The sequence below is a fragment of the Nissabacter sp. SGAir0207 genome (assembly GCF_005491205.1).
In the GTDB taxonomy this organism is placed as follows: domain Bacteria; phylum Pseudomonadota; class Gammaproteobacteria; order Enterobacterales; family Enterobacteriaceae; genus Chimaeribacter.
Genome location: NZ_CP028037.1, coordinates 247,633 through 270,010 on the forward strand (window position 1 = coordinate 247,633; position 22,378 = coordinate 270,010).

Sequence of the window (22,378 nt, forward strand, 5' to 3'; positions counted from 1 at the left end):
ATCATGTCAGCTTGTCCCGTGGCGAACCGGTTCACCGGGGGCGAACGGTTCAGGGCACCCACTTCACCCATTGGGCAAAGAAACACCACCCTGCTTAAAACATTAGCCGGTATTGAGCAAAATGGCGGCTTAAGTGAGTGCCGGGACAGAATTTATGCTGTTTATTGATGTCGCCTTGAGGCAACCAGAAAGATAAACGGGGACGTTGCGACGATTTTTTGCCATGTGTCGGGGAAACGCGCCTGTACTTCAGCGGCCGGATAAGGCTCGCTAAACGACTCCAGTTGCAGCCCGCCGCCAAGCAGCGGCGCCATGATGGCATGCAGTGGACGGTGCCAGTAACGCAATTCACACGTTACGCCGCCCTTGTTCCAGACGTAATCAAAAGTGTAACTGGAGAGGTAATTCTGGTTACCTGAAATCTTATGGTCCATGTAGGGGTTGTGGGTGGAGATCACCAGCCGCCCGCCGGGGCGCAGTACCCTGGCAAACTCGGCCGCCAGCGCTGGCCAGTCATCCACATAGTGGATCACCAGTGACGCGGCCACCGCGTCAAACTGCCCATCAGCATAGGGCAGAGGCTGATTCAGATCGCCCTGGCACAGTTCGGCCTGTTCACCCAGCCGTTGCCGGGCGATGGCCAACATCGCGCCACTGCTGTCGATGCCGCTTACCCTCGCGCCACCGTTTTGCAGCGCCTGTGACAGCAATCCGCCACCACAGCCCGCGTCCAGTATCCACTTCCCTTCACCATCACCCAGCAGGCGCAGCATCTCAGGCCGTTCATAGTGGGCATTCCACAGGTTGGCCTGGCTGTCCGCATCATAAGCACGAGCAAAAAGATCGTAATCGACCCTGGCTTTCACGGCGTTTCCCTTGGTTTGCTGCTGGGTGTGCGCGGTATTGTCTGCTCTCTGTTTTAAGTTCTCAAGTTTTTTGTTACGAGTTGGTTACGAATTAGACTATTACATGAAATAAAAAGGCCCGCCGCAAGCATAAACCGCTGCGGCGGGCCGATATCAGTATAGTTTGTATGGATAAGGCGGGGGTTCAGGCAACCCAGTGGCAGGTCGCATCCACCAACAGGGGGGCTTCCACAATGCGGGCATTGCCACGGTGCAGCGGCAGGCCCTGTACGTCAAACAGGCGGGGGGAGCCTGCCAGCGCGATTTTTTCCATGTCGGCGCTGGCGCGGCTGCCCAGCGCATTTGCCAACTGGCAATAGCGTCCCAGCAGGGCCGCTGGCATGGGCAGCACAACCGGCAGCGACACCGTCGCCAACCGCGTGCGCACCCGCTCCGCCAGCAACGGCTGTTCAGCCTGCAACTCGGCCAGACTCAGGATGCGCGGTTCGCCCTCGCCCTCTGGCAAGATCATCAGGGTGACGTTTGCCGCATCGTTGGGCGCGAACAGGGTGATCTCCTCTTCGTCCTGATACCAGGCGGCACGCTCATACGGGAAGGTTTCGGCCGTAAACAGCGGTGCCTGTACCGGCAAGGCCAGTTGCAGCACTGGATTGAATTCGGCACTGAGCAGCGAGCAGCAGAGGTCAATCTCCGGCTGGTGGATGATCATCTCCGCGAGGGCGGCGCAGTCCGCCTGCGTCGGATCGTCCACGGAAAGCACGTAGCAGGCGTTGCCGCCCTGCGCGAAGTAGTGGCGCACGGCGTGGTAGCTGGTCAGCGCCGGGGTGCCCACCTGCTCCATCAACTCTGACAGGAAACCGGCGTTGGCCGGCAGCGGGAAGGTGGAGCGCTCCGCCATGCCCATGATCTCATCTTCGCCATAGCAAAGCGCCAGGCTGCCATCCTGCCAGTTCATGATCGCCTGCTGGATAAACAGCGTGTAGGGGTTCATCACGAAGTTGACGTCTTGGCCATCCTTTTTGACCGAGACCATCATGGCGAATTCCTGGAATTCTGCCTGCATCAGGTCGCGGCACTCTGCGCCCTTAAAGTGTTGGTTGAACGCTTGCCAGTCAGCGATGCGGGTCAGGGAGGAGCCGCTCTGGCCATCCTGCCGAATGAAGTTGCCGATAAATACCGGCGTGACGGTTTGAACCGGCATCTCGTTTTGTGCAGTCCAAGAGGGAGTTTCGGAAACCGGCGCACCGGCTGACAGCGTTGCATTCAGATCCATATACTTTCCTTGCCAAACATGGCGACAATCACCCTGGTTACTTAAAGGCCAAAAAGGCATCCAATTTTGTATCAGTCATAGCAAAAACGGTGGTCGCTCCCGGCGTACACCTGAATATTCAACACTGATTACGGCGGCTAACTTAAATTGATGCCTTTGAACTGACAAGTAATTTGTCGTTTATGTTCGTTTATCCCAACCCTTTCACTCCCTACCAGCGTTACCTATGATTAATGGAAACCCGTTTACCTCACTGTATAAAAAGTGAAAAATACTGAGCATTAACCATAAATTTCAATATCTTAAAATATAAAATTTCACTTCACTTATCTTTTATTCCATTAATGAAACTGATATTTGTAAAATATCACGCAATACTTTTCATGCTTATTTTCGGAATAAACCCCATTGCCTGAATGCATACCCACCACATAAAAAAAGCCACCCGTTGGGGTGGCTTGAGGTGGTTCGTTTAATCGCGAAGGATATTATTAGAAAACTAATCCTATTTTTTCGGATTATTGATTACGCCATCTGATTTAAGTGGGTCAGATTTATCAGACTTAGTCGTAAATGGCGTTGCCGGTTCTGTCAGGCCCGGCGAAGTGCTGGCCGGCGGGGTGTTGGCATCAGAAGTGAAGCCAGCCGTACCAGTGGTGGCAGAACCCGGCGTGGTAGTGCCAGTGGTTGTGCTGCCGGTAGTGGTGGAGGCACCGGTATTTACGCCCGCTGTGCCAGCGACACCTGCGGTTTTATCCGTGTGCAGCACATCTTTGTCAGTGTGATCGACATGCTCAACGTCCACATTTTGGCGACGGATGGTATCGTTGATGGTTTCAACACGTTCGGACTCATCCGTACGCACGACCACCTCTTCCACAATCTTGGCAGTTTTGTTCACCACTGGCTGTTCGTGGGTTTCAGTCACTTCAACCACTTTCTCAGACCAGTCGATGTCACCCAGATAGGCTGGCTCATCCACCGCGCGGCGGAAGATGTCAGCGTGCTGCTCGCGCAGCGCCACTTCGGCAGTGACGTCTTCAGTGGTCACGTAACGGCGAACGCGGGTAGAACCCTCTTTCACCAGACGCTTGCCGACTTCCAGGTTCTCTTCCGCCAGACGCAGGATCTCTTCTTCACTCTCATCCCCGGTCAGGGAGGTGTGAACGGCGTCAGTATGGGTAGTAGCAGCGGTGCCCGTGGCCCCAACAGCGCCTGTTGCTGCGGTCGCACCTGTGGTCAGGCCGGTATCTGCCAGACCGGTTTTACGGGACGGCACATCAACAGCCTGATGGCGATCCAGAATGCCCATCGCACGGGCGGCATCATCTTCATCGGCGCGCAAGGTAAGGATTACGCCGCCGGTATCCATCGCACGGGTGTACACGTCTGCGTAATCTTCCTCAACATCGGTGCCAAACAGGCGCTGCCAGATGCTCGGATGGCGGATAGCTTTGCCTTCGTGCTGAAGGTTTTCTCCACTGATCAAGTTGATATCATCATCAGGGAAACCGGCTTTGATAAGATTTTTACGTGCTGCTTCGGCCTGTTGAGTCGTATCAAAAAGGGTAACGATTTTTTCGTGTGCCATGATAGTTTCCTCTTTTGCTTTAGCGGATTGGTAAGACGAAGATGCCGGTTACTCATCCTCTTGCCGATCAATAGACACTTCCTGACTGCGAAGCGTAACGCTATCCTGAAACGGCTTGTGTATGGCGACTTTCTTGATATGCAGCTCCTCCTTGAGCACCAGACGGCGAATCACCTCAATCTCCTCCTCAACCACCGGGATGATGGTAACGCCATCCTCTTCGCGGATTGTCGGCATGGTATCCACGCGCTCCCCTTTCGGGACACGTTGTACCTCGACCTGCTCATGGCGCAGCATCTCATTGATCGGATGCTCATGATGCACGGTCTTGCGGGTCACGGTGACCCGGCCACTGACAACCTGCTGTTTGGTGACGTCCAGCTTCTCCTGGGCAAGGGGAATGGAGGCTTCCTCAACGAGACGGCTCTCCGCTTTCTTCTCCTCGTGAGCCTGCTTGTGTCGCCTGGTCATCATTAACTCCCCTGTCCTGTTGGTTGAAGGCCGGCCTGGCTTCCAGCCTGTCACTAAATGCTTGTGCAGTTACGCACTTTTCTCTTTCTAAAATGATGAAAAAAGAATTAAAAATGCACTTATGACATAAAGCCAGATTAATATCTTGCCTACACAAGAATTAACTGTAGTACAGGATCTGTGTCACAACAGGAAAAAAAGGCGGGTACACCGGTTTTAGGGCAATTCCGAATCCGGGGAAAAACGGCAGCAGGCGAAAAAATCCCTATAAATGAGGGCACTGTCAGCCTTGGCGGAATCGGTTGAGGCAGGTGGCACGTCAAAGGTGAAAAAGGTGGTTACATTATCGGCGCAGAAATTGACGTTATATTTACAATGATTGAACAGCCTTTCCCTTTTATCTCACCCCGGTAGCAAAACGCACCAAAATAAAGCGATTTTTTTACCTGCTTCAAGCTTTTGTTTTTATTCAGTGCACAATTTTGCAGCACTCGGCTAGGCTGTGGTGGCGTGACATCACGGCAGGACTGCGACGGACGCAGTCATCTTCTCCTGCATCCAGGACTCTCCCCTCTGCTTCCAGCCCCATCCTGCTGCCCTGCATGGCGGCAATGTGATGCCCGGCTCACGAGGTGGCGGGCTTTTTGCTTACTCACCGTTGCGCTTCACCGCAATCTCGCAACGCACGCGTTATGGCATTAGTACGTTTCCGCGCCGCACTCCGGCGTTCCGCTTTTTTCAGAGCTAAGGAATTCAACAATGTCCCATACCCTAAAAAAACTCTCCCTGGTGATGATGGTCTCTGCCGCAGTTAGCGCATTCCCTGCCCATGCCGATATTGTCATCGGCGTCGCTGGCCCCTTCTCCGGGCCAAACGCCACCTATGGCGCGCAATACTGGAAAGGTGCCTCGCAGGCGGCGGCAGACATCAATGCCGCCGGCGGCATCAAAGGCGAGAAGATCACGCTAGTGCAGGGTGATGATGCCTGCGAACCGAAGCAAGCCGTGGCGGTCGCCAACCGGTTGGTGGATCAATCCCATGTCGCGGCAGTGGTGGGCCACTTCTGCTCCTCCTCCACCATGCCCGCCTCCGAGGTCTATGACGAGGCTGGCATCATCAGCATTACCCCCGGTTCCACCAACCCGCAGATCACCGAACGCGGCATGACCGGCATGTTCCGCATGTGCGGGCGCGATGACCAGCAGGGCGCGATTGCCGCCAACTATATTCTCGATACCCTGAAGGCGAAGCGGGTGGCGGTGATCCATGACAAAGACACCTATGGGCAGGGGCTGGCGGATGCCACCCGCGCGGTGCTGGACAAGCGCGGCGTCAAGGCGGTGATGTATGAGGGGCTGTCGCGTGGCGAGAAGGACTTCAATGCGCTGGTAACCAAGATGGGTGCGCTGAAGCCCGACGTGGTCTACTTTGGCGGCTGCCACCCCGAGGCTGGCCCGCTGGTGCGCCAGATGCGTGAACAGGGCGTGGAGGCGAAGTTCTTCTCCGGTGACTGCGTGGTGACGGAGGAGATGGTCACCGCCGCCGGCGGCCCACAATTTACCAACGGCGTGCTGATGACCTTCGGCAACGACCCACGCACCCTGCCCGAAGGCAAGGCGGTGATCGACAAATTCCGCGCCAGCGGTTTTGAGCCGGAGGGCTACACCCTCTATGCCTACGCCTCCGTACAGGCGATCGCCGCCGCGTTTAATGCGGTTGGCAGTGAGGACAGCGCCAAGGCCGCCGAGTGGCTGAAGGCCAACAGCGTTGACACAGTGATGGGCAAAAAAGCCTGGGATGGCAAGGGTGACCTCAAAGTGTCGGATTACGTGGTCTACCAGTGGGATGACAAGGGCCACTATCACCAGCTCTGATGCGCCACGCCCCGGCAAGCAGCCGGGGCCTCCCCCCTCCCAAGGCCGCGTCGTGCGGCCTGCCTGAACTGGCGGACTGATCCCTATGGATGCTCTCTTTGTACAACAGTTGCTAAATGGCCTGACGCTCGGTGCGGTGTATGGCCTGATCGCCATCGGCTACACCATGGTTTACGGCATCATCGGCATGATCAACTTTGCCCACGGCGAGGTCTATATGATCTCCGCCTACCTGTGCGCCATCGCGCTGGCGTTGCTCAGCTCTTTCGGCCTGCACTCCTTCCCGCTGCTGATGCTCGGCACGCTGGTCTTCACGCTGGGGGTGACCGCCGTCTATGGCTGGGTGATTGAACGCATCGCCTACCGGCCACTGCGCAACTCCACCCGGCTGGCACCGCTTATCTCGGCGATCGGCATGTCACTGATCCTGCAAAACTACGCCCAGCTCAGTCAGGGGCCGAACCAACAGGGTATCCCGACCCTGCTGAGCGGCGTGTTCCGCCTGCAACTGGGGGATGGCGTGGTGCAGCTCACCTACACCAAGGTGTTTATTCTGGTCGCCTCGCTGGCCGGAATGGCGATCTTGACCTGGGTGATCCGCTATACCCGGCTGGGGCGCATCTGCCGCGCCACCCAGCAGGATCGCAAAATGGCCTCGATTCTGGGCATCAACACTGACCGCGTCATCTCGCTGGTGTTTGTGATTGGCGCGGCGATGGCCGGTCTGGCTGGCGTGCTGATCACCCTCAACTACGGCACCTTTGATTTCTATGCCGGCTTCATCATCGGCATCAAGGCCTTTACCGCGGCGGTGCTGGGCGGCATTGGCTCACTGCCGGGCGCGATGCTGGGCGGGTTGCTGCTTGGCGTGTCAGAGGCGCAGTTCGCCGGGCTGGTCAACTCCGACTACAAGGATGTCTTCTCCTTCTCGCTGTTGGTGGTGATTTTGATCTTCCGTCCGCAGGGTTTGCTGGGACGGCCGCTGGTCGCCAAGGTGTAAGGAGCCGCCATGACACAGAATCAACGCGCCGAAGGCGTGGACATCAAACAGAGTGTGCTGGACGCGGTGGTCGCCGGGCTGATTGCGCTGGTGGTATTCGGCCCGGTGGTGGGCGTGGTGCTGGATGGCTATAGCTACCACACCGAGCCACGGCGGGTGGCACTGATTGTGGCCGTGGTGGCGCTGGGCCGCCTGCTGCTCAGCCTGCTGTTGCAGACCCGCCGTGGTGGGCGTTTCCTCACCAAGTTTGAGGGCGAGGGCGACGGGGTCTATGTGCGGCAGGTGGGTTACCGCTCGCGGCTGCGCTGGGTTATCCCGCTGCTGGTGCTTCTGGCGGCGCTGTTCCCGTTCGTCGCCACCAAATACTTGCTGACGGTGGCGATACTGGGGCTGATCTATGTGCTGCTGGGGCTGGGGCTGAATATCGTGGTGGGGCTGGCTGGCCTGCTTGATCTGGGTTACGTCGCCTTCTATGCGATTGGCGCATATGGGCTGGCGCTCGGCTACCAGCACCTTGGGCTGGGCTTCTGGTCAATGCTGCCGCTCGGCGCGCTGATGGCCGCCGCCGCCGGGGCGCTGCTCGGCTTCCCGGTATTGCGGATGCACGGCGACTATCTGGCGATTGTCACCCTGGGCTTTGGGGAGATTATCCGGCTGGTGCTGAACAACTGGCTGGCGGTGACCGGCGGGCCGAATGGCATCTCGGTGCCCTCCCCGACCTTCCTTGGCCTGGAATTTGGCCGCCGCGCGCGCGAGGGCGGCACGCCAATCCATGAGTTCCTCAACATCAGCTACAACCCCAACCTGAAGTTTATCTTTATCTACGCCGTGCTCTGTCTGGTGGTGCTGCTGGTGCTCTATATCAAGCACCGGCTGACGCGGATGCCAATTGGCCGCGCGTGGGAGGCGCTGCGCGAGGATGAGATCGCCTGCCGCTCGCTGGGGCTGAACCATGTGCTGGTCAAGCTCTCCGCCTTTATGCTCGGTGCCTCCACCGCTGGCATCGCCGGGGTGTTCTTCGCCAGCTATCAGGGCTTCGTCAATCCCACCTCCTTCACTTTTTTTGAGTCGGCGCTGATCCTGGCGATTGTGGTGCTCGGCGGAATGGGTTCGACCCTTGGGGTGGTGCTGGCGGCCTTTGTGCTGACAGTGGCACCGGAACTGCTGCGCAGCTTCGCGGAGTACCGCGTGCTGCTGTTTGGCGTATTGATGGTGATGATGATGATGTGGCGGCCGCGCGGGCTGGTGCGCACCAGCCGCAGCGGCTATGCCATCCGCAAGGGGGTGGCGCCATGAGTGACGCCATTTTGCAGGTCGAGCGGCTGATGATGCACTTTGGCGGCATCCGCGCGCTGAATGACGTCAGCCTCGAGGTGGGACGCGGCTCCATCACCGCACTGATTGGGCCGAACGGCGCGGGCAAGACCACGGTGTTCAACTGCCTGACCGGCTTCTACCGCGCCACCGGCGGCGCGATCCGGCTGCATACCCACGCCCGCACCACGGACGTGATCCAAGTGCTCGGGGCGAAACTGCACCCGGCCGACCTGCTGCACCCGCGCAGCTCGGGAAACGCATCTGGTACAAAATGTTTGGCGGCACCCATCTGGTGAACCGCGCCGGGCTGGCGCGCACCTTCCAGAATATCCGCCTGTTTCGGGAGCTGTCAGTGGTGGAGAACCTGCTGGTGGCGCAGCACATGCGCGTCAACCGCAACCTGCTGGCCGGGGTATTCAATACGCCCGGCTACCGGCGGGCCGAGAGCCGGGCGATCGATCAGGCGTTCTACTGGCTGGAGGTGGTGGATCTGGTGGAGTGCGCCAACCGGCTGGCCGGCACCCTCTCCTACGGCCAGCAACGGCGGCTGGAGATTGCCCGCGCCATGTGCACCCTGCCGGAGATCCTCTGTCTGGATGAGCCGGCCGCTGGCCTCAACCCGGTGGAGACGCTGGCGCTGAGCCGCATCATCCGCGCCTTGCGCGAGCGGCACGGCACCACGGTGCTGCTGATTGAGCACGACATGGGCATGGTGATGGAGATCTCTGACCGGGTCATCGTGCTGGACCACGGCAACGTGATTGCCCAAGGCACGCCGCGCGAGATCCAGCATGATGACCGGGTGATTGCCGCCTATCTGGGCGCTGACGAGGAGGATGCGGCATGACGCCGATGCTGGAGTTCCGCAATGTGGATGTGTTCTACGGGCCGATTCAGGCGTTGCAGGAGGTGTCATTGACCGTTCAGGAGGGCGAGACGGTGGCGCTGATTGGCGCGAATGGCGCGGGCAAATCGACACTGTTGATGTCGATTTTCGGCCAGCCGCGCATTGCCGGCGGGGAGATTTACTACCGGGGCGAGCCGATTAGCCGTCGCTCCACCCACTTCATCGCCAGCAACGGCATTGCGCAGGCCCCGGAGGGGCGGCGCATCTTCCCGGATATGACGGTGGAGGAGAATTTGCTGATAGGCACCATCCCCATCGGCAACCGCCATATGAAAGAGGATTTGGCGCGCATGTATGGGCTGTTCCCGCGGCTGGAGGAGCGCCGTGCCCAGCGGGCGATGACGCTCTCCGGCGGTGAGCAGCAGATGCTGGCGATTGCGCGGGCGCTGATGGGCCGCCCGCGCCTGCTGCTGCTCGACGAGCCGAGCCTTGGGCTGGCACCGATTGTGGTACGCCAGATCTTCAGCATCCTGCGGGAACTGACGCAGGGCGGCATGACGCTGTTTCTGGTGGAGCAGAACGCCAACCATGCGCTGAAGCTCTCTGACCGTGGCTACGTGATGGCCAATGGCCGCATCCGGCTGACCGGCAGCGGCTCGGAGCTATTGCAGAATGAGGAGGTGCGGAAAGCTTACCTCGGCGGCGGCTGATTAGGCTGGCCGGTGGCGGTAGAGCACCACCGGCTTGTCGTGGTAGCGGTCATAGCCCTGCTGCTCAAAGCCCATTTTCAGCGCCAGCCGGTGTGAGGCGGTGTTGTCCGGGTTAATCATGCACCAGATGGGGCGCGTCAGGTTGCTGGCTGCCCAGGCCAGCGCCGCCGCGACCGCCTCGGTGGCGTAGCCTTTGCCGTGGAACGCGGGCAGGAACGTCCAACCCATCTCCGCCATGTTACTGACATCGGTTTCCAGCGACCGCTGGTAATCTGCAAAGCCGATGCAACCGAGGTACTCCCCGCTCTCCCGCGACTCCACCGCCCAGTAGCCAAACCCCAGCAACTGCCAATGCCCGGCATGGCGCAACAGGCGTGACCAGCTCTCCTCCCTGCCACTGGGCGCGCCGCCAATATAGCGGGTGACCTGCGCATCACCCCACAGCCGCGTCAGCGCTGGCATATCTTCCAGCGTGTGGCCGCGCAAAATCAGCCTGTCAGTTGTGATGACCGGAACACTGCTTTCCATGTGAACTCCTATTATTCTATTGCTAAGTATGTTGGAACTAAATATTTGCATAGTGATAATTTGCGCTGGCGGCATCACGTCGCCTGGCAGTTTCATCGTTGCATAGCCGCAATGGCGTTACAATTGAAACTCACATACCCCGGAGGTGCCCATGACCCAACCCACTTTGAGTTATCGCCTTGGTGACCGCACGCTTGGCCGCATCGGCTATGGCGCGATGCAACTGGCTGGCCGTGGCGTTTTTGGCCCACCCGCCGATGAGGCGCAGGCGATTCAGGTATTGCAAGACGCGGTAGAGGCCGGCGTGCGCCATATCGACACCAGTGACTTCTATGGCCCACACGTCACCAATAAGCTGATTAAAAAAGCGCTTCATCCCTATCCCGACGATCTCTGCATCGTGACTAAAATTGGCGCGCGGCGCGATGCCCGTGGCGGCTGGCTGCCAGCGCTGGGCGCGGAGGAGATAGAGCAGGCGGTAGAGGATAATTTGCGCCATCTGGGTCTGGAGGCGCTGGAAGTGGTAAACCTGCGCAGTATGTTCAACGCGAACCGCCCGGAGGAAGGCTCGCTGGAAGCCCCGCTGGAGGCGCTGATTAAATTGAAGGAGCGAGGGCTGGTTCGCCATATTGGCCTGAGCAACGTTACGGCCAAACAGATCGCCGACGCGCAACAGATGACGCCGATTGTCTGCGTGCAGAATCTCTACAATCTGGCGCAGCGGCAGGATGAGGGGCTGATCGATCCACTCAACGCGCAGGGCATCGCCTTTGTGCCCTTCTTCCCGCTGGGCGGCTTTACGCCATTGCAGTCCAGCCAGTTGACCGAGGTAGCGCAGTCGCTGGGCGCGACGCCCCGGCAGGTGGCACTGGCCTGGCTGTTACAGCGCTCGCCCAATATTTTGCTGATCCCCGGTACCTCTTCGCCGCGCCACTTACAGGAGAATCTGGCGAGTGCCGAGTTGGTATTGCCGGAAGAGGCGCTGGATAGGCTTAACGGCTTGCGCTGATGGCTGTTGCGAGGGGCGTCACGCCCCTCCGTTTTGCTAGAACTCTTCCACCAGCTCGAAGCGAAAGCAGACCAGCTTCATCTCTTCGCTGAACTCCCCGTTACGACTGAAAAAGCGGCGGTGCTCCTGCTTCCACTCCTCAAACGTCCCTTCGCCCTCGGCCAGCGCAAACTCTTCCGGCACGTCGCAAAAGCGCCAGAGCGCCACCTCGGTGATGCGGATGGCGCAAGCGCGGCGGCCACGGCCATCCAGAATGATATTGATCTCATCCACCTGCGGCAGCGGCTCATTGTCATCGTAATAAGATTGCAGCGAACCACAGGTCGCGCGTTTCTGGCCATCAATCACCAGCGCCAGCAGCGCATCCGCCATCTCTGCTGAATCACCAAATTGCCATTGGTTAGCCTGCTGGTACTGCTCATCGCCCATGCTCGTCTCTCTACTGTCAACCGGTTGAAATCATGCCGTCATAATTTTGGAGTGTAGGGAAATGGCGCGGAAAAGGCTCTCCGTTTTCTCTGAAATGATGAATATTAGTAAATAATAACATCATTGATAACTATTCGTATTTGCAATAATGTATTGCGGCCTGTGAATTTGTTGGTCTATGGGCCAGTGGCCACGGGTGCAGCGTCTCCCCGGTTAACCGGGAAACCACGACTCTTATAAACAACGAGAACCGGCCCGTTCCAGTGAAGGATCTTTTTGCCGGTCAGGACATATTTAGGCAGGACAGCACAATGCAAACGATATCGCGTCACTCATTAGCCATGCTCATCAAACTGGGCATTGGCTCGATGGTATTGGCAGGGAACACACAGGCGGCGGAAACTCCCACGCCTGATACGCAAAACAGCACCCAACAGGCCGCCAAGGCAGAGGCCACTGCCGAGGCGAGCGCCTCCGGCGAGCAGACCGACAGCGGCGACACCCTGCTGGTCACCGCCGCCGTCCAGACGCTTCAGGCGCCGGGCGTCTCCTCCATCACCGCTGAAGAGATCCGCAAGCACCCACCCGCGCGTGATGTCTCAGAGCTGATCCGCACCATGCCGGGCGTCAACCTGACCGGCAACTCCACCAGCGGCCAGCGTGGCAATGGCCGCCAGATTGACATCCGTGGCATGGGGCCAGAGAACACCCTGATCCTGATTGATGACCTGCCGGTTACCAGCCGTAACTCAGTGCGCCTTGGCTGGCGTGGCGAGCGCGACACCCGCGGCGACAGCAACTGGGTGCCGCCAGAGATCATCGACCACATCGAAGTGATTCGTGGCCCGGCGGCGGCGCGATACGGCAACGGCGCGGCCGGCGGCGTGGTGAACATCATCACCAAAAAAGACACGCCAGAGTGGCATGGCTCCTGGAACACCTACTACAACGTGCCGCAGCACAAGCAGGAGGGATCCACCAAGCGCACCAACTTCAGCCTCTCCGGCCCGCTGGCCGACAATCTCACCTTCCGCCTCTATGGCGGCCTGAACAAAACCGATGCCGATGATCAGTACATCAATGCTGGCCATGAGGCCGCGCGTACCGGCACTTATGCGGGATCGGTGCCTGCCGGGCGTGAGGGGGTGGAGAACAAGGACGTCAACGCCCTGCTGCGCTGGGCCTTCGCGCCGATGCAGTCACTGGAGTTTCGCGCTGGCTACAGCCGTCAGGGCAACCTCTACGCGGGCGATACCCAGAACACCAACTCCAACGCGCTGGTGAAGGCGTACTATGGCAAGGAGACCAACCGCCTCTACCGCCAGAACTTTGCGGTGAAGTGGGACGGCGCTTGGGAGAACGGCATCAGCACCAAGACCTACGCGCAGTATGAGAACACCCGCAACACCCGCCTGAACGAAGGGCTGGCTGGCGGCACCGAGGGGATCTTCTCCGACGACGGCTTCTCCAGCATCCAGCTGGATGACATCTTGCTGCACAGTGAAGTGAGCCTGCCGCTGGATCTTGGCGTCAACCAAGTGCTCACCCTCGGCACTGAGTGGGATCAGCAGCGCATGAAAGATGGCATATCCAACAGCCAGGCGCTCTCGGGCGGCGCGATCCCCGGCATCTCCAGCAGTGGCCGCAGCCCCTACTCCTCAGCAGAGATCTTCTCCCTGTTCGCCGAGGACAATATTGAGCTGACCGACAGCACCATGCTGACGCCGGGCCTGCGTTTTGACCACCACACCATCGTCGGCAACAACTGGAGCCCGTCGCTGAACCTGTCGCAGGAGCTGGGCAATGAGGTGACGCTCAAGCTGGGGATCGCCCGCGCCTACAAAGCGCCGAGCCTCTACCAAACCAACCCGAATTACATCCTCTACAGCCGTGGGCAGGGCTGCGCGGCCAGTACCGGTGCCTGCTATCTGTTGGGCAATGAGGACTTGAAAGCTGAAACCAGCATCAACAAAGAGATTGGGCTGGAGTGGAAGCGTGACGGCTATCAGGCGGGCATCACCTGGTTCCGCAATGACTACCGCAACAAGATTGAGGCGGGCTATCAGCCAGTGGGCACCACGACCAACGGCACAACGGACATCTACAAGTGGCAGAACGTACCAAAAGCAGTGGTAGAGGGGCTGGAGGGCACGGTCAATATCCCCTTCACTGACACCTTGCAGTGGAACAACAACCTGACCTACATGCTGCAAAGCAAAAACAAGGAGACCGGCGATCGCCTGTCGATCATCCCGGAGTACACCCTTAACTCTACGCTGAGTTGGCAGGCCACGCCGCAACTCTCCTTGCAGACCACCCTGACTTGGTACGGCACACAGACGCCGAAGAAGTACAACTACAAGGGTGAGGCGGTGACGGGCAGCGAGACGTGGAAGGTCAGCCCCTACTCCCTGTTGGGGATGAGCGGTACCTATGACGTGAACAAATACGTCAGCGTAACGCTGGGTATCGACAACCTGTTCGACAAGCGCCATTTCCGCGAGGGCAATGCGCAGACCACCGGTAACGACAATACCCAGTCCTACCTCTATGGGGCGGGCGCGTACACCTACAACGAGTCGGGGCGCACCTACTACATGAGCCTGAACACCCACTTCTGACGGACAGGCATAAAGCATAAGGCCGGCATGATGCCGGCCTTTTTTACGCGTGCGAGATTACTGCTGGAGCGACTTGGTGCGGTTGGCGAAGCTTTTGCGCAGCTTTTGCAGCTTCGGCGGGATCACTGCCATGCAGTAGAGGTTCTGGCGGCCCTCGCCGTCCCAGTAATCCTGATGGTACGCCTCTGCCGGATACCAGGTGGCAGGCGGCTCGATGGTGGTCACCACCGGTTGCTCATGGTTGGCCTGCGCGCGCTGGATGGCGGCGCGTGCCTCCTGCTCCTGCTCTGGCGTCGCCGGGAAGATCACGGAGCGGTACTGGGTACCGATATCATTGCCCTGCCGGTTGAGCTGGGTAGGATCATGGGTGGCAAAGCTGATGTCGAGGATATCGCCATAGCTGACCTGCTCTGGGTCGAAACCGATGCGAATCGCTTCTGCATGGCCGGTCTCACCGGAGCAGACCTGGCGATAGGTTGGATTCTCCACCTGCCCGCCGGTATACCCACTCTCCACGGACACCACGCCAATCACATCTTTGAAGACTGCCTCAGTACACCAGAAGCAGCCACCACCCAGTGTTGCGTATTCAATTGCCATAAGGTCTCCTCGGCTTGGTTCATCACTCCGCCCATAGGCGGCACAACGATTTTCTTAACCATTAATAGTGGCCGTTTATGGCACAGAGCGCCAGCCCCCAACCTGCAAAGGGCACGAAGGTCTAATAAGCTTCACCCTCGCCCGCCATATCCCCCCTCGCGGCAGATGACGCGGTTGCGGCCGTCGCGTTTGGCTTGATAGAGCGCTTGATCGGCGGACTCCTTGAACGCGCGGGCGTCGGGGCTGGAGGCGCTGGCGATGCAGGTGTAGCTGCCAGCGCTGATCGTCACGACCTGCTCTGCGATCTCGGTATCCTGATGGCGCAGGCCCATTGCCCGAACGGTGTCTACCGCCCGCTGCGCCAGCCGGGCGGCGTCGGCCTTGCTGGTGTAGGGCAGCACCATCGCGAATTCCTCACCGCCGTAGCGCGCCACCAGATCGGATTGGCGATGGGAGAGTGACAGCAGCGCCTCACCCACCTTCTTCAGGCACTCATCCCCGGCAACGTGGCCGTAGGCGTCGTTGTAGCGCTTGAAGAAATCAATATCCATCATGATCAGTGAAACCGGCTCCCGCGTGCGGGCCGAACGTTGCAGACTCTGCTCCAAGAAAATGTCGAACTGGCGACGGTTTGCCAGCCCGGTCAGCCCATCCACCAGCGCCAATGCCTGCAAGGTGTGGTTGATGGTGGTCAGGTTGTCCCGCAGTTGGGTCATCTCCAGATGGTTGCGCATACTGACCCGCACCTGCCGCATCACAAAGAACCCGAGCACAAACAGCGCCAGCAGCAACAGGGTGCTCAGGATCACGTCCAGCAGGTTATCGCTGCGCCACTGGGCCTGAATGTCAGACTTGTCGTAACCGGCCGCGACAATCAGCGGGTAGCGTTTCAGCCGTGCATAGCCAAAGATGCGCACCTCATTGTCCATCGCTGAGCGCCAGGTCTCACTGCCGCTGTCAGAGGTTCTTAAGATGCGGGTGAAGAGCGGGCTGTTGGACAGACTGGTGTTGATCACCGAATCAGGGAAAGGACGCACGTAAAGGATGGTGCCATCCGCCAGAAATAGCCCCAGCAGGCTGCGTTCGCTCATCACATAGTAGCTGTAGTGCTGGCGGAAGTAGTCCACGCTGACGGTCGCCAGCACCACGCCGCTAAAACGCCCATCAGGATTGGTGAGCCGCATGGAGACCGGGATGACCAGATTGCCGCTGGAGCGGCTGCGAATCACCTTGCCGAGGTGGATCTCATTGTCACTGTGGGTGCGGTGCCAGATGAAGTACTCGCGATCGGCATTGTTCGCCAGTGCTGGGGTGTAGGTGTTGGAGGTGGCCAACCAGTTGCCCTCGGCGTCATAAACGAACAGCCCCTGCAACTGCGGCAGCACGGCCCGCCGGCCACGCAGCAGGCTGCTCAGGCTCTCCATGTTCTGCCCGTCAACGCCGTGATCGCTGATCTCGCGGGCAATGTCACTCAGCGTAATCTCCACCTGCAAAAAGGTATCCTCTGCCTGACGTGCCAGCGAGAGGGAGAGATTTTTGGCCTGATCGTGGGTAGCGCGCAGGGTGCGATTGTAGGAGTCACAGAGCGTCCAGCCATTAATCGCGATCACCGCGACGCTCATGATCGCCAAAAACACAATGATGGAGCGTCCCAAGGATGAGCGAAAAACAGAGGGTGGGGCGTCGTTGATTGAGCTCATAGGGTGATGGCATCCCCGTATAAAACGTTTAGTAAAGCATAGCTAATCATTTTCTGCGGTGGGCGGCGAGTAGGCCAGCTGGTCGCGGTGCGCGCATATCCACTCCGCCAGCGAATCGAGCGCAGGCTGCAAACTCTGCCCCAGCGGCGTGATCTGGTACTCCACGCGCGGCGGCACCTCGGCATAGATAGTGCGGGTCACTAGCCCACGCTGCTCAAACTGGCGCAACTGGCGCGTCAGCTCTTTCTGGGTAATGGGCGCGACGGCACGTTGCAGCGTTTTGAAGCGCACCGGGGCATTAGTCACTATCAGCCGGTAGAGGATGGGGATGGCCCATTTGCCAGCGATCAGGTTGACGAAATCCAGCATGGGGCAGGCTTGCCCCGCTGGGTGAAAATTATTTTTCTGCGCTGAAGCCGGTAAACTCACTATTACGCTCCTGTTTGTCCATTGGTATCCAAAAGGTGCCTGCTAGCCAAAGCCTACTGTCCTTCCGATAATGCCGCTAAACCACCCAAGAGGAGAAGCGTTATGGCACGTCTGACAGGAAAATATGCACTGATCACCGGCGGTACCAGCGGCATTGGGTTGGAGACCGCCCGGCGTTTTCTACAGGAGGGGGCGCAGGTGGCCGTAACAGGCCGTTCGCCCGAGAAACTGGCAGAGGCGGCGCGGCAATTGCCGGAAGCCTGGGTTCTGGAGCACGATGCTGGCGACATCGCTGGGCAGCGGGCATTGGCAGCGCAGCTCGCCACCCGATGGCCGCAATTGGATGTCCTGTTCGTCAATGCCGGCGATGTCACGCACCTGCCGCTTGAAGAGTGGGATGAGGCCCACTATGACCGGCTGATGGACACCAACCTGAAAGGGCCGTTTTTCCTGATTCAGGCGCTGCTGCCGCTGCTGGCCAACCCCTCCTCCATCATCCTGTGCGGCTCCGTCAGCAGCCGGATTGGCCTGCCGCAGAGCAGTGCCTACGCGGCCAGCAAATCCGGGCTGCTCTCATTGGCGCGCACGCTGTCTGGTGAGCTACTGGCGCGTGGCATCCGCTGCAATGGCCTCAGTCCCGGCCCGATCCACACCCCGGCGTTGGAGAACCTGGCGCAGGCGAATGCGGGCTTCTTTGAGCAGGTCAACGCGCTGGTACCGCTGGGCCGCCTCGGCACATCACGTGAAGTGGCCGATGCCGCGCTCTTTCTGGCATCAGAGGAGTCCTCCTTTGTGGTCGGCACGGAGGTGCAGGTGGATGGTGGCGTCGCCAACCTCTGAGGCGCGGCAGGCATAAAACCGGCTCCTTCACTAGACTTAGGGCAATCTTTCCTGAAGCCTACCCTGGAGGAGCCTTGCCATGGAACACCCTTCGCCCGTTCTGGACGAGCAAACCCTGTCGCTGATCGATCGCTACTGGCGCGCCGCCAACTACCTCTCCGTTGGCCAGATCTATCTGATGGATAACCCGTTGCTGCGCCAGCCGCTTGCGGCCGAACACATCAAGTCACGCCTGCTGGGCCACTGGGGCACCACGCCCGGCCTGAACTTCCTCTATGCCCACCTGAACCGCATCATCCGCGAGCAGGATGTGAATATGCTCTACATCTGCGGGCCGGGCCACGGCGGGCCGGGGATGGTGGCGAACACCTATCTTGAGGGCACCTACAGCGAGATCTACCCGGAGATCACCGAGGATGCAGACGGGATGCGCAAACTGTTCAAGCAGTTTTCGTTTCCCGGCGGCATTCCCAGCCACGCTGCGCCGGAAACGCCCGGCTCAATCCATGAGGGCGGCGAACTGGGCTACTCGCTGGTACACGCCTATGGCGCGGTGTTCGATAACCCGGATCTGATCGCTGCCTGCGTAATTGGTGATGGCGAGGCGGAGACTGGCCCGCTGGCGGCCAGCTGGCACTCCAATAAGTTCATCAACCCGGCCCGTGATGGCGCGGTGCTGCCGATTTTGCACCTCAACGGCTACAAGATTGCCAACCCGACCCTGCTGGCGCGCTGCACCGATGAAGATTTGGCGCAGCTGTTCAAGGGCTACGGCTACCATCCGCTGTTTATTGAGGGACATGAGCCAGCCGACATGCACCAGCAAACCGCCGCCGTGCTGGAACAGGCGATGGCGCGCATCCGTGACATTCAACAGCAGGCGCGCAATGGCACCTCGGAACAGGGCGTGCCGCACTGGCCGCTGGTGATCTTCCGCAGCCCTAAGGGCTGGACAGGGCCGAAAGAGGTGGATGGCAAAAAGACCGAGGGGTTCTGGCGTGCCCACCAGGTGCCAGTAGCGAACTGCCGTGATGATGAGGGCCACCTCCGCATTTTGGAGCAGTGGCTGCGCAGTTACCGCCCGGAGGAGCTGTTTGATGAGCAGGGGCGGCTGAAGGAGGAGCTACGCCAGTTGGCGCCGCAAGGCGAAAAACGGATGGGCGCGACGCCATTCGCCAATGGTGGCCTGTTGCGCAAGGCGCTGAAGACGCCAGACATCCGCGACTATGCGGTGGAGATTGGCGAGCGCGGCGCGACGGCAGCGCAATCCACCGCCATCTACGGCGACTACCTGCGCGATGTTTTCCGGCTGAATGAAGAGGAGAAACATTTTCGCCTCTTCGGCCCGGATGAGACCGCCTCCAACCGGTTGGGCAGCGTATTCGAGGCGACCAATCGGGTGTGGATGGAGGAGATCAAATCCTACGACGAGCAGCTCGCCAATGATGGCCGGGTGATGGAGGTGCTGAGCGAGCATCTCTGTCAGGGTTGGCTGGAGGGCTACCTGCTGACCGGCCGCCACGGGCTGTTCTCCTGCTATGAGGCCTTTATCCACATCGTTGACTCCATGTTCAACCAGCACGCCAAGTGGCTGAAGGTGGCGCGCACCCTGCCGTGGCGTCAGCCGGTCTCCTCGCTGAACTATCTGCTCTCCTCCCACGTCTGGCGGCAGGATCACAATGGCTACAGCCATCAGGATCCCGGCTTTGTCGATGTGGTAGCGAACAAAAAGGCAGACGTGGTGCGCGTCTACCTGCCGCCTGATGCCAATACCCTGCTGTGGGTCGGTGACCACTGCCTGAAGACCTACGACCGCATCAATGTGATCATCGCTGGCAAACAGCCAGAGCCGCAGTGGCTGAGCATGGAGGAGGCGATTGCCCACTGTGAGGCTGGCATGGGCATTTGGGAGTGGGCTGGCTCGGAACAGGGGGATGAACCCGATGTGGTGATGGCCTGCGCCGGCGACGTACCAACCATGGAGACGCTGGCAGCGGTGGATCTGCTGCGCACCCACCTGCCCGAACTGCGCATCCGGGTGGTAAACGTGGTGGATCTGCTAGCGCTGCAATCGGAGGATCAGCACCCTCATGGCCACAGCGACGCCTTCTTCGCGGATCTCTTTACCCGCGATAAGCCGGTGATTTTCGCCTACCACGGCTATCCCTATATGATTCACCGTCTGATCTATAAACACGCCAACCATGACCAGTTCCACGTCCACGGCTTTATGGAGGAGGGCACCACCACCACGCCCTTTGATATGACGGTGCTGAACCAGATGGATCGCTACCACCTGGCGATTGCCGCCATTGAGCGGGTGCCGGGGCTGGAGGCACAGGCTGGCGAGGCGCTGAAACTGTTCAATGACAAGCTGGAGGAGCACTACCACTATGTGCGCGAGCATGGCGTTGACCTGCCGGACGTGCAGGCGTGGAAGTGGCGCAAGGTGACCTGATCCGCGCTGGCCGTGGGGGGAGAAACAGGCTAATGTGTTGATTTTCCACTATCGGAAGGATCAGGCATGGCAATCCCACGGCGTTTTAAACAGGTTGATGTATTTGGCTCCGCGCCGCTGAGCGGCAATCCGCTGGCGGTTATCATGGATGCGGAGGGGCTGAGTGATGGGCAGATGCGCGCCATCGCCCGCTGGACGAACCTGTCAGAGACCACCTTTGTCCTGCCGCCGACGGATGCGGCGGCAGACTACCGGGTGCGTATCTTTACTCCCGACACCGAATTTCCCTTTGCTGGCCACCCTACCCTTGGCACCGCCTTTGCGCTGCTCGAAGCAAGGGTGATCGCGCCGAAAAATGGCCGGGTGGTGCAGGAGTGCGGCGTGGGGTTGGTGGAGATTGAGGTCAAGGGCAACCAGCTGGCCTTCCGTTCGCCGGAAGCGCAGTTCCGTGACCTACCGGAGGAGATCAAGCCAGCACTGGCCGCGGCCCTGCCCGGTGGGCAGATGGCCACCATCGCGCCACAGGTGGTAGAGATGGGCATCAAATGGCTGCTGGTCAATATGGCGAACGCCGAAGCCTGCCTGGCCGTGAACGCTGATCCTTCGGCGTTGGCGGACGTGCTCGCTCAGAGCGGGGCCAGCGGCGTGACGCTCTTTGGCCGCCACCCAAATGACCAGCCTGCCCACGTTGAGCTGCGGGCGCTGGTCATTGAACAGGGTGCGTTAGTGGAAGATCCGGTAACCGGCAGCGCGAATGCCTGTCTGGCGCAGTGGCTAAAACACCACGATTTCGCTTTGGATGAGGCACTGCGTCACGGTTACCGGGTGCGGCAGGGCACCTGCAAACAGCGGGATGGGCGAGTTGAGATCACCTTCCGCGACGGTGCCGCTTGGGTGGGTGGGCAGTGCCACACCCTGATTGACGGCCAGCTATCTCTGTAGTCAGATCTTGCGCATCACTTCAATGTGGCGCGCAAAATCCTGCTGCACCTCCTCGTTATGCGGATTAACAAAGGCGGTGCCATTCTCATCAATGAAAATGCGCCCCTTGTCATCCAGATCCTCATCCAAATTGCGGCCGGAGATCATCGTAAGAAAGCTGTCTGGACTGTTGAAAATGCCGATTAGGGCCTTAAACATCATCTGCTCCTGCTCACGTTATTATTTAATCCTCTCTATATATAGTTCATGAAAGCGGGCGCGCCAATTTATTCATAATAGTCACTGGTACAGGACGGTTGAGTGGAAATAACTATTAAGAGGATTCTGAATGCACCAGACCTTTCATTGTCCTGTTATTTTTCTTATCACCAGAGTTGTACAGAGAAATAATCCGGTACAACCTGCCTGTCGCTAACCCCTTGAACCGATACCCTCCTTGATAAAAAATATTATTCATCCCTCCCGGTAAGAAAAAATAGCTGCGCTTTTTTCATACCGCTCCGCTTGTGAATATTAAGTGATTGGCTAAGCTCAAGGGGTGGGCATATTGTTGGGTTCTGCTGTATCCATGACAGCATCCACTCGCCCGCTCCCTGGTTCTCACTCACTGATAGGAGGTGTCATGGCCGAGCATCGTGGAGGTTCGGGAAACTTTGCGGAAAACAGAGAGAAAGCATCAGAAGCAGGTAGAAAGGGTGGACAGCGCAGCGGCGGGAATTTTAAAAATGACCCGGCCCGTGCGTCCGAAGCTGGACGAAAAGGTGGCCTGCACCGCAATCAGGCTGACTAGACCATGCCCCTATACTGCGGCACCACCTCACTGGCAAGCCGGCTGAGGCATTTTGCTTCGGTCGGCTTTTTATTGCGTGCGG

20 protein-coding genes and 1 pseudogene are annotated in these 22,378 nt (G+C 59.2%); 11 read left to right on the plus strand and 10 right to left on the minus strand.

Annotated features, from left to right (window positions below):
* Positions 1 to 161: 161 nt before the first annotated feature.
* From C1N62_RS20330 to C1N62_RS20345, 4 genes are all read right to left on the minus strand, one after another.
* Entirely contained in the window at positions 162 to 866 is a 705-nt protein-coding gene (locus C1N62_RS20330; protein WP_137765549.1) for a class I SAM-dependent methyltransferase, read from the minus strand.
* Positions 867 to 1,050: 184 nt separating this feature from the next.
* Positions 1,051 to 2,139, minus strand: coding sequence for a hypothetical protein (locus tag C1N62_RS20335; RefSeq protein WP_137765550.1), 1,089 nt, complete (start codon positions 2,137 to 2,139; stop codon positions 1,051 to 1,053).
* Positions 2,140 to 2,644: 505 nt separating this feature from the next.
* A complete protein-coding gene (locus C1N62_RS20340) occupies positions 2,645 to 3,730 on the minus strand; it encodes a YsnF/AvaK domain-containing protein (protein ID WP_137765551.1) in 1,086 nt (361 codons plus the stop codon).
* A 48-nt stretch (positions 3,731 to 3,778) separates the two neighbouring features.
* A complete protein-coding gene (locus C1N62_RS20345) occupies positions 3,779 to 4,204 on the minus strand; it encodes a YsnF/AvaK domain-containing protein (RefSeq protein ID WP_240775824.1) in 426 nt (141 codons plus the stop codon).
* A 792-nt stretch (positions 4,205 to 4,996) separates the two neighbouring features.
* Here C1N62_RS20345 and C1N62_RS20350 point away from each other — a divergent pair.
* The 5 genes and pseudogenes from C1N62_RS20350 (at position 4,997) to C1N62_RS20370 (ending at position 9,950) form a co-directional block, all read left to right on the plus strand.
* Positions 4,997 to 6,076 carry a branched-chain amino acid ABC transporter substrate-binding protein gene (locus C1N62_RS20350; protein ID WP_370465617.1) on the plus strand — a complete coding sequence of 360 codons (1,080 nt, stop codon included), beginning with the start codon at positions 4,997 to 4,999 and terminating at the stop codon, positions 6,074 to 6,076.
* Positions 6,077 to 6,161: 85 nt separating this feature from the next.
* Positions 6,162 to 7,076 (plus strand): branched-chain amino acid ABC transporter permease LivH, encoded by a 915-nt coding sequence (locus C1N62_RS20355; RefSeq protein ID WP_137765553.1) that lies wholly within the window; start codon positions 6,162 to 6,164, stop codon positions 7,074 to 7,076.
* Between the two features lie 9 nt (positions 7,077 to 7,085).
* The gene (gene livM / locus C1N62_RS20360) at positions 7,086 to 8,372 is read left to right on the plus strand and encodes a high-affinity branched-chain amino acid ABC transporter permease LivM (RefSeq protein WP_137765554.1); all 1,287 of its coding nucleotides are present in this window, start codon (positions 7,086 to 7,088) and stop codon (positions 8,370 to 8,372) included.
* Positions 8,369 to 9,240 (plus strand): annotated as a pseudogene (locus C1N62_RS20365) (ATP-binding cassette domain-containing protein). The gene livM and the pseudogene C1N62_RS20365 overlap by 4 nt, the downstream one beginning before the upstream one ends.
* A complete protein-coding gene (locus C1N62_RS20370; protein ID WP_168195917.1) occupies positions 9,237 to 9,950 on the plus strand; it encodes an ABC transporter ATP-binding protein in 714 nt (237 codons plus the stop codon). Before C1N62_RS20365 ends, C1N62_RS20370 begins: the two are co-directional and overlap by 4 nt.
* Here C1N62_RS20370 and C1N62_RS20375 read toward each other — a convergent pair whose 3' ends face one another.
* On the minus strand, positions 9,951 to 10,478 hold the full coding sequence (locus C1N62_RS20375) for a GNAT family N-acetyltransferase (RefSeq protein ID WP_137765555.1): 528 nt from the start codon (positions 10,476 to 10,478) through the stop codon (positions 9,951 to 9,953).
* A 151-nt stretch (positions 10,479 to 10,629) separates the two neighbouring features.
* On the opposite strand from C1N62_RS20375, the gene C1N62_RS20380 reads away from it, so the two are divergent.
* On the plus strand, positions 10,630 to 11,487 hold the full coding sequence (locus C1N62_RS20380; protein WP_137765556.1) for an oxidoreductase: 858 nt from the start codon (positions 10,630 to 10,632) through the stop codon (positions 11,485 to 11,487).
* Positions 11,488 to 11,523: 36 nt separating this feature from the next.
* Here C1N62_RS20380 and C1N62_RS20385 read toward each other — a convergent pair whose 3' ends face one another.
* Complete coding sequence (locus C1N62_RS20385) at positions 11,524 to 11,916, minus strand: ASCH domain-containing protein (protein WP_137765557.1); 393 nt, start codon at positions 11,914 to 11,916, stop codon at positions 11,524 to 11,526.
* Positions 11,917 to 12,227: 311 nt separating this feature from the next.
* Between C1N62_RS20385 and C1N62_RS20390 the strand changes: the two genes are divergently transcribed.
* Entirely contained in the window at positions 12,228 to 14,537 is a 2,310-nt protein-coding gene (locus C1N62_RS20390; RefSeq protein WP_137765558.1) for a TonB-dependent siderophore receptor, read from the plus strand.
* Between the two features lie 57 nt (positions 14,538 to 14,594).
* Here the strand turns inward: C1N62_RS20390 and msrA are convergent, their stop codons facing one another.
* The 3 genes from msrA to C1N62_RS20405 all read right to left on the minus strand — a co-directional run bounded on the left by msrA (position 14,595) and on the right by C1N62_RS20405 (position 17,206).
* Positions 14,595 to 15,137, minus strand: a complete 543-nt coding sequence (gene msrA, locus C1N62_RS20395; RefSeq protein WP_137765559.1) for a peptide-methionine (S)-S-oxide reductase MsrA — start codon at positions 15,135 to 15,137, stop codon at positions 14,595 to 14,597.
* A 131-nt stretch (positions 15,138 to 15,268) separates the two neighbouring features.
* Complete coding sequence (locus C1N62_RS20400; protein ID WP_137765560.1) at positions 15,269 to 16,837, minus strand: GGDEF domain-containing protein; 1,569 nt, start codon at positions 16,835 to 16,837, stop codon at positions 15,269 to 15,271.
* Between the two features lie 42 nt (positions 16,838 to 16,879).
* Positions 16,880 to 17,206, minus strand: coding sequence for a helix-turn-helix domain-containing protein (locus C1N62_RS20405; RefSeq protein ID WP_137765561.1), 327 nt, complete (start codon positions 17,204 to 17,206; stop codon positions 16,880 to 16,882).
* 162 nt (positions 17,207 to 17,368) lie between these two features.
* On the opposite strand from C1N62_RS20405, the gene C1N62_RS20410 reads away from it, so the two are divergent.
* From C1N62_RS20410 to C1N62_RS20420, 3 genes are all read left to right on the plus strand, one after another.
* A complete protein-coding gene (locus C1N62_RS20410; protein ID WP_137765562.1) occupies positions 17,369 to 18,106 on the plus strand; it encodes an SDR family oxidoreductase in 738 nt (245 codons plus the stop codon).
* A gap of 79 nt (positions 18,107 to 18,185) precedes the next feature.
* Positions 18,186 to 20,564 carry a phosphoketolase gene (locus C1N62_RS20415; protein ID WP_137765563.1) on the plus strand — a complete coding sequence of 793 codons (2,379 nt, stop codon included), beginning with the start codon at positions 18,186 to 18,188 and terminating at the stop codon, positions 20,562 to 20,564.
* Between the two features lie 66 nt (positions 20,565 to 20,630).
* On the plus strand, positions 20,631 to 21,506 hold the full coding sequence (locus C1N62_RS20420; RefSeq protein ID WP_137765564.1) for a PhzF family phenazine biosynthesis protein: 876 nt from the start codon (positions 20,631 to 20,633) through the stop codon (positions 21,504 to 21,506).
* Here the strand turns inward: C1N62_RS20420 and C1N62_RS20425 are convergent, their stop codons facing one another.
* Positions 21,507 to 21,704: a BTB/POZ domain-containing protein gene (locus tag C1N62_RS20425; protein WP_137765565.1), complete on the minus strand. Its 198-nt coding sequence runs from the start codon at positions 21,702 to 21,704 to the stop codon at positions 21,507 to 21,509. It lies immediately after the preceding gene.
* 424 nt (positions 21,705 to 22,128) lie between these two features.
* Here C1N62_RS20425 and C1N62_RS20430 point away from each other — a divergent pair, with 424 nt between their 5' ends.
* Positions 22,129 to 22,296, plus strand: coding sequence for a general stress protein (locus C1N62_RS20430; protein WP_137765566.1), 168 nt, complete (start codon positions 22,129 to 22,131; stop codon positions 22,294 to 22,296).
* The last annotated feature ends 82 nt before the right edge of the window (positions 22,297 to 22,378 follow it).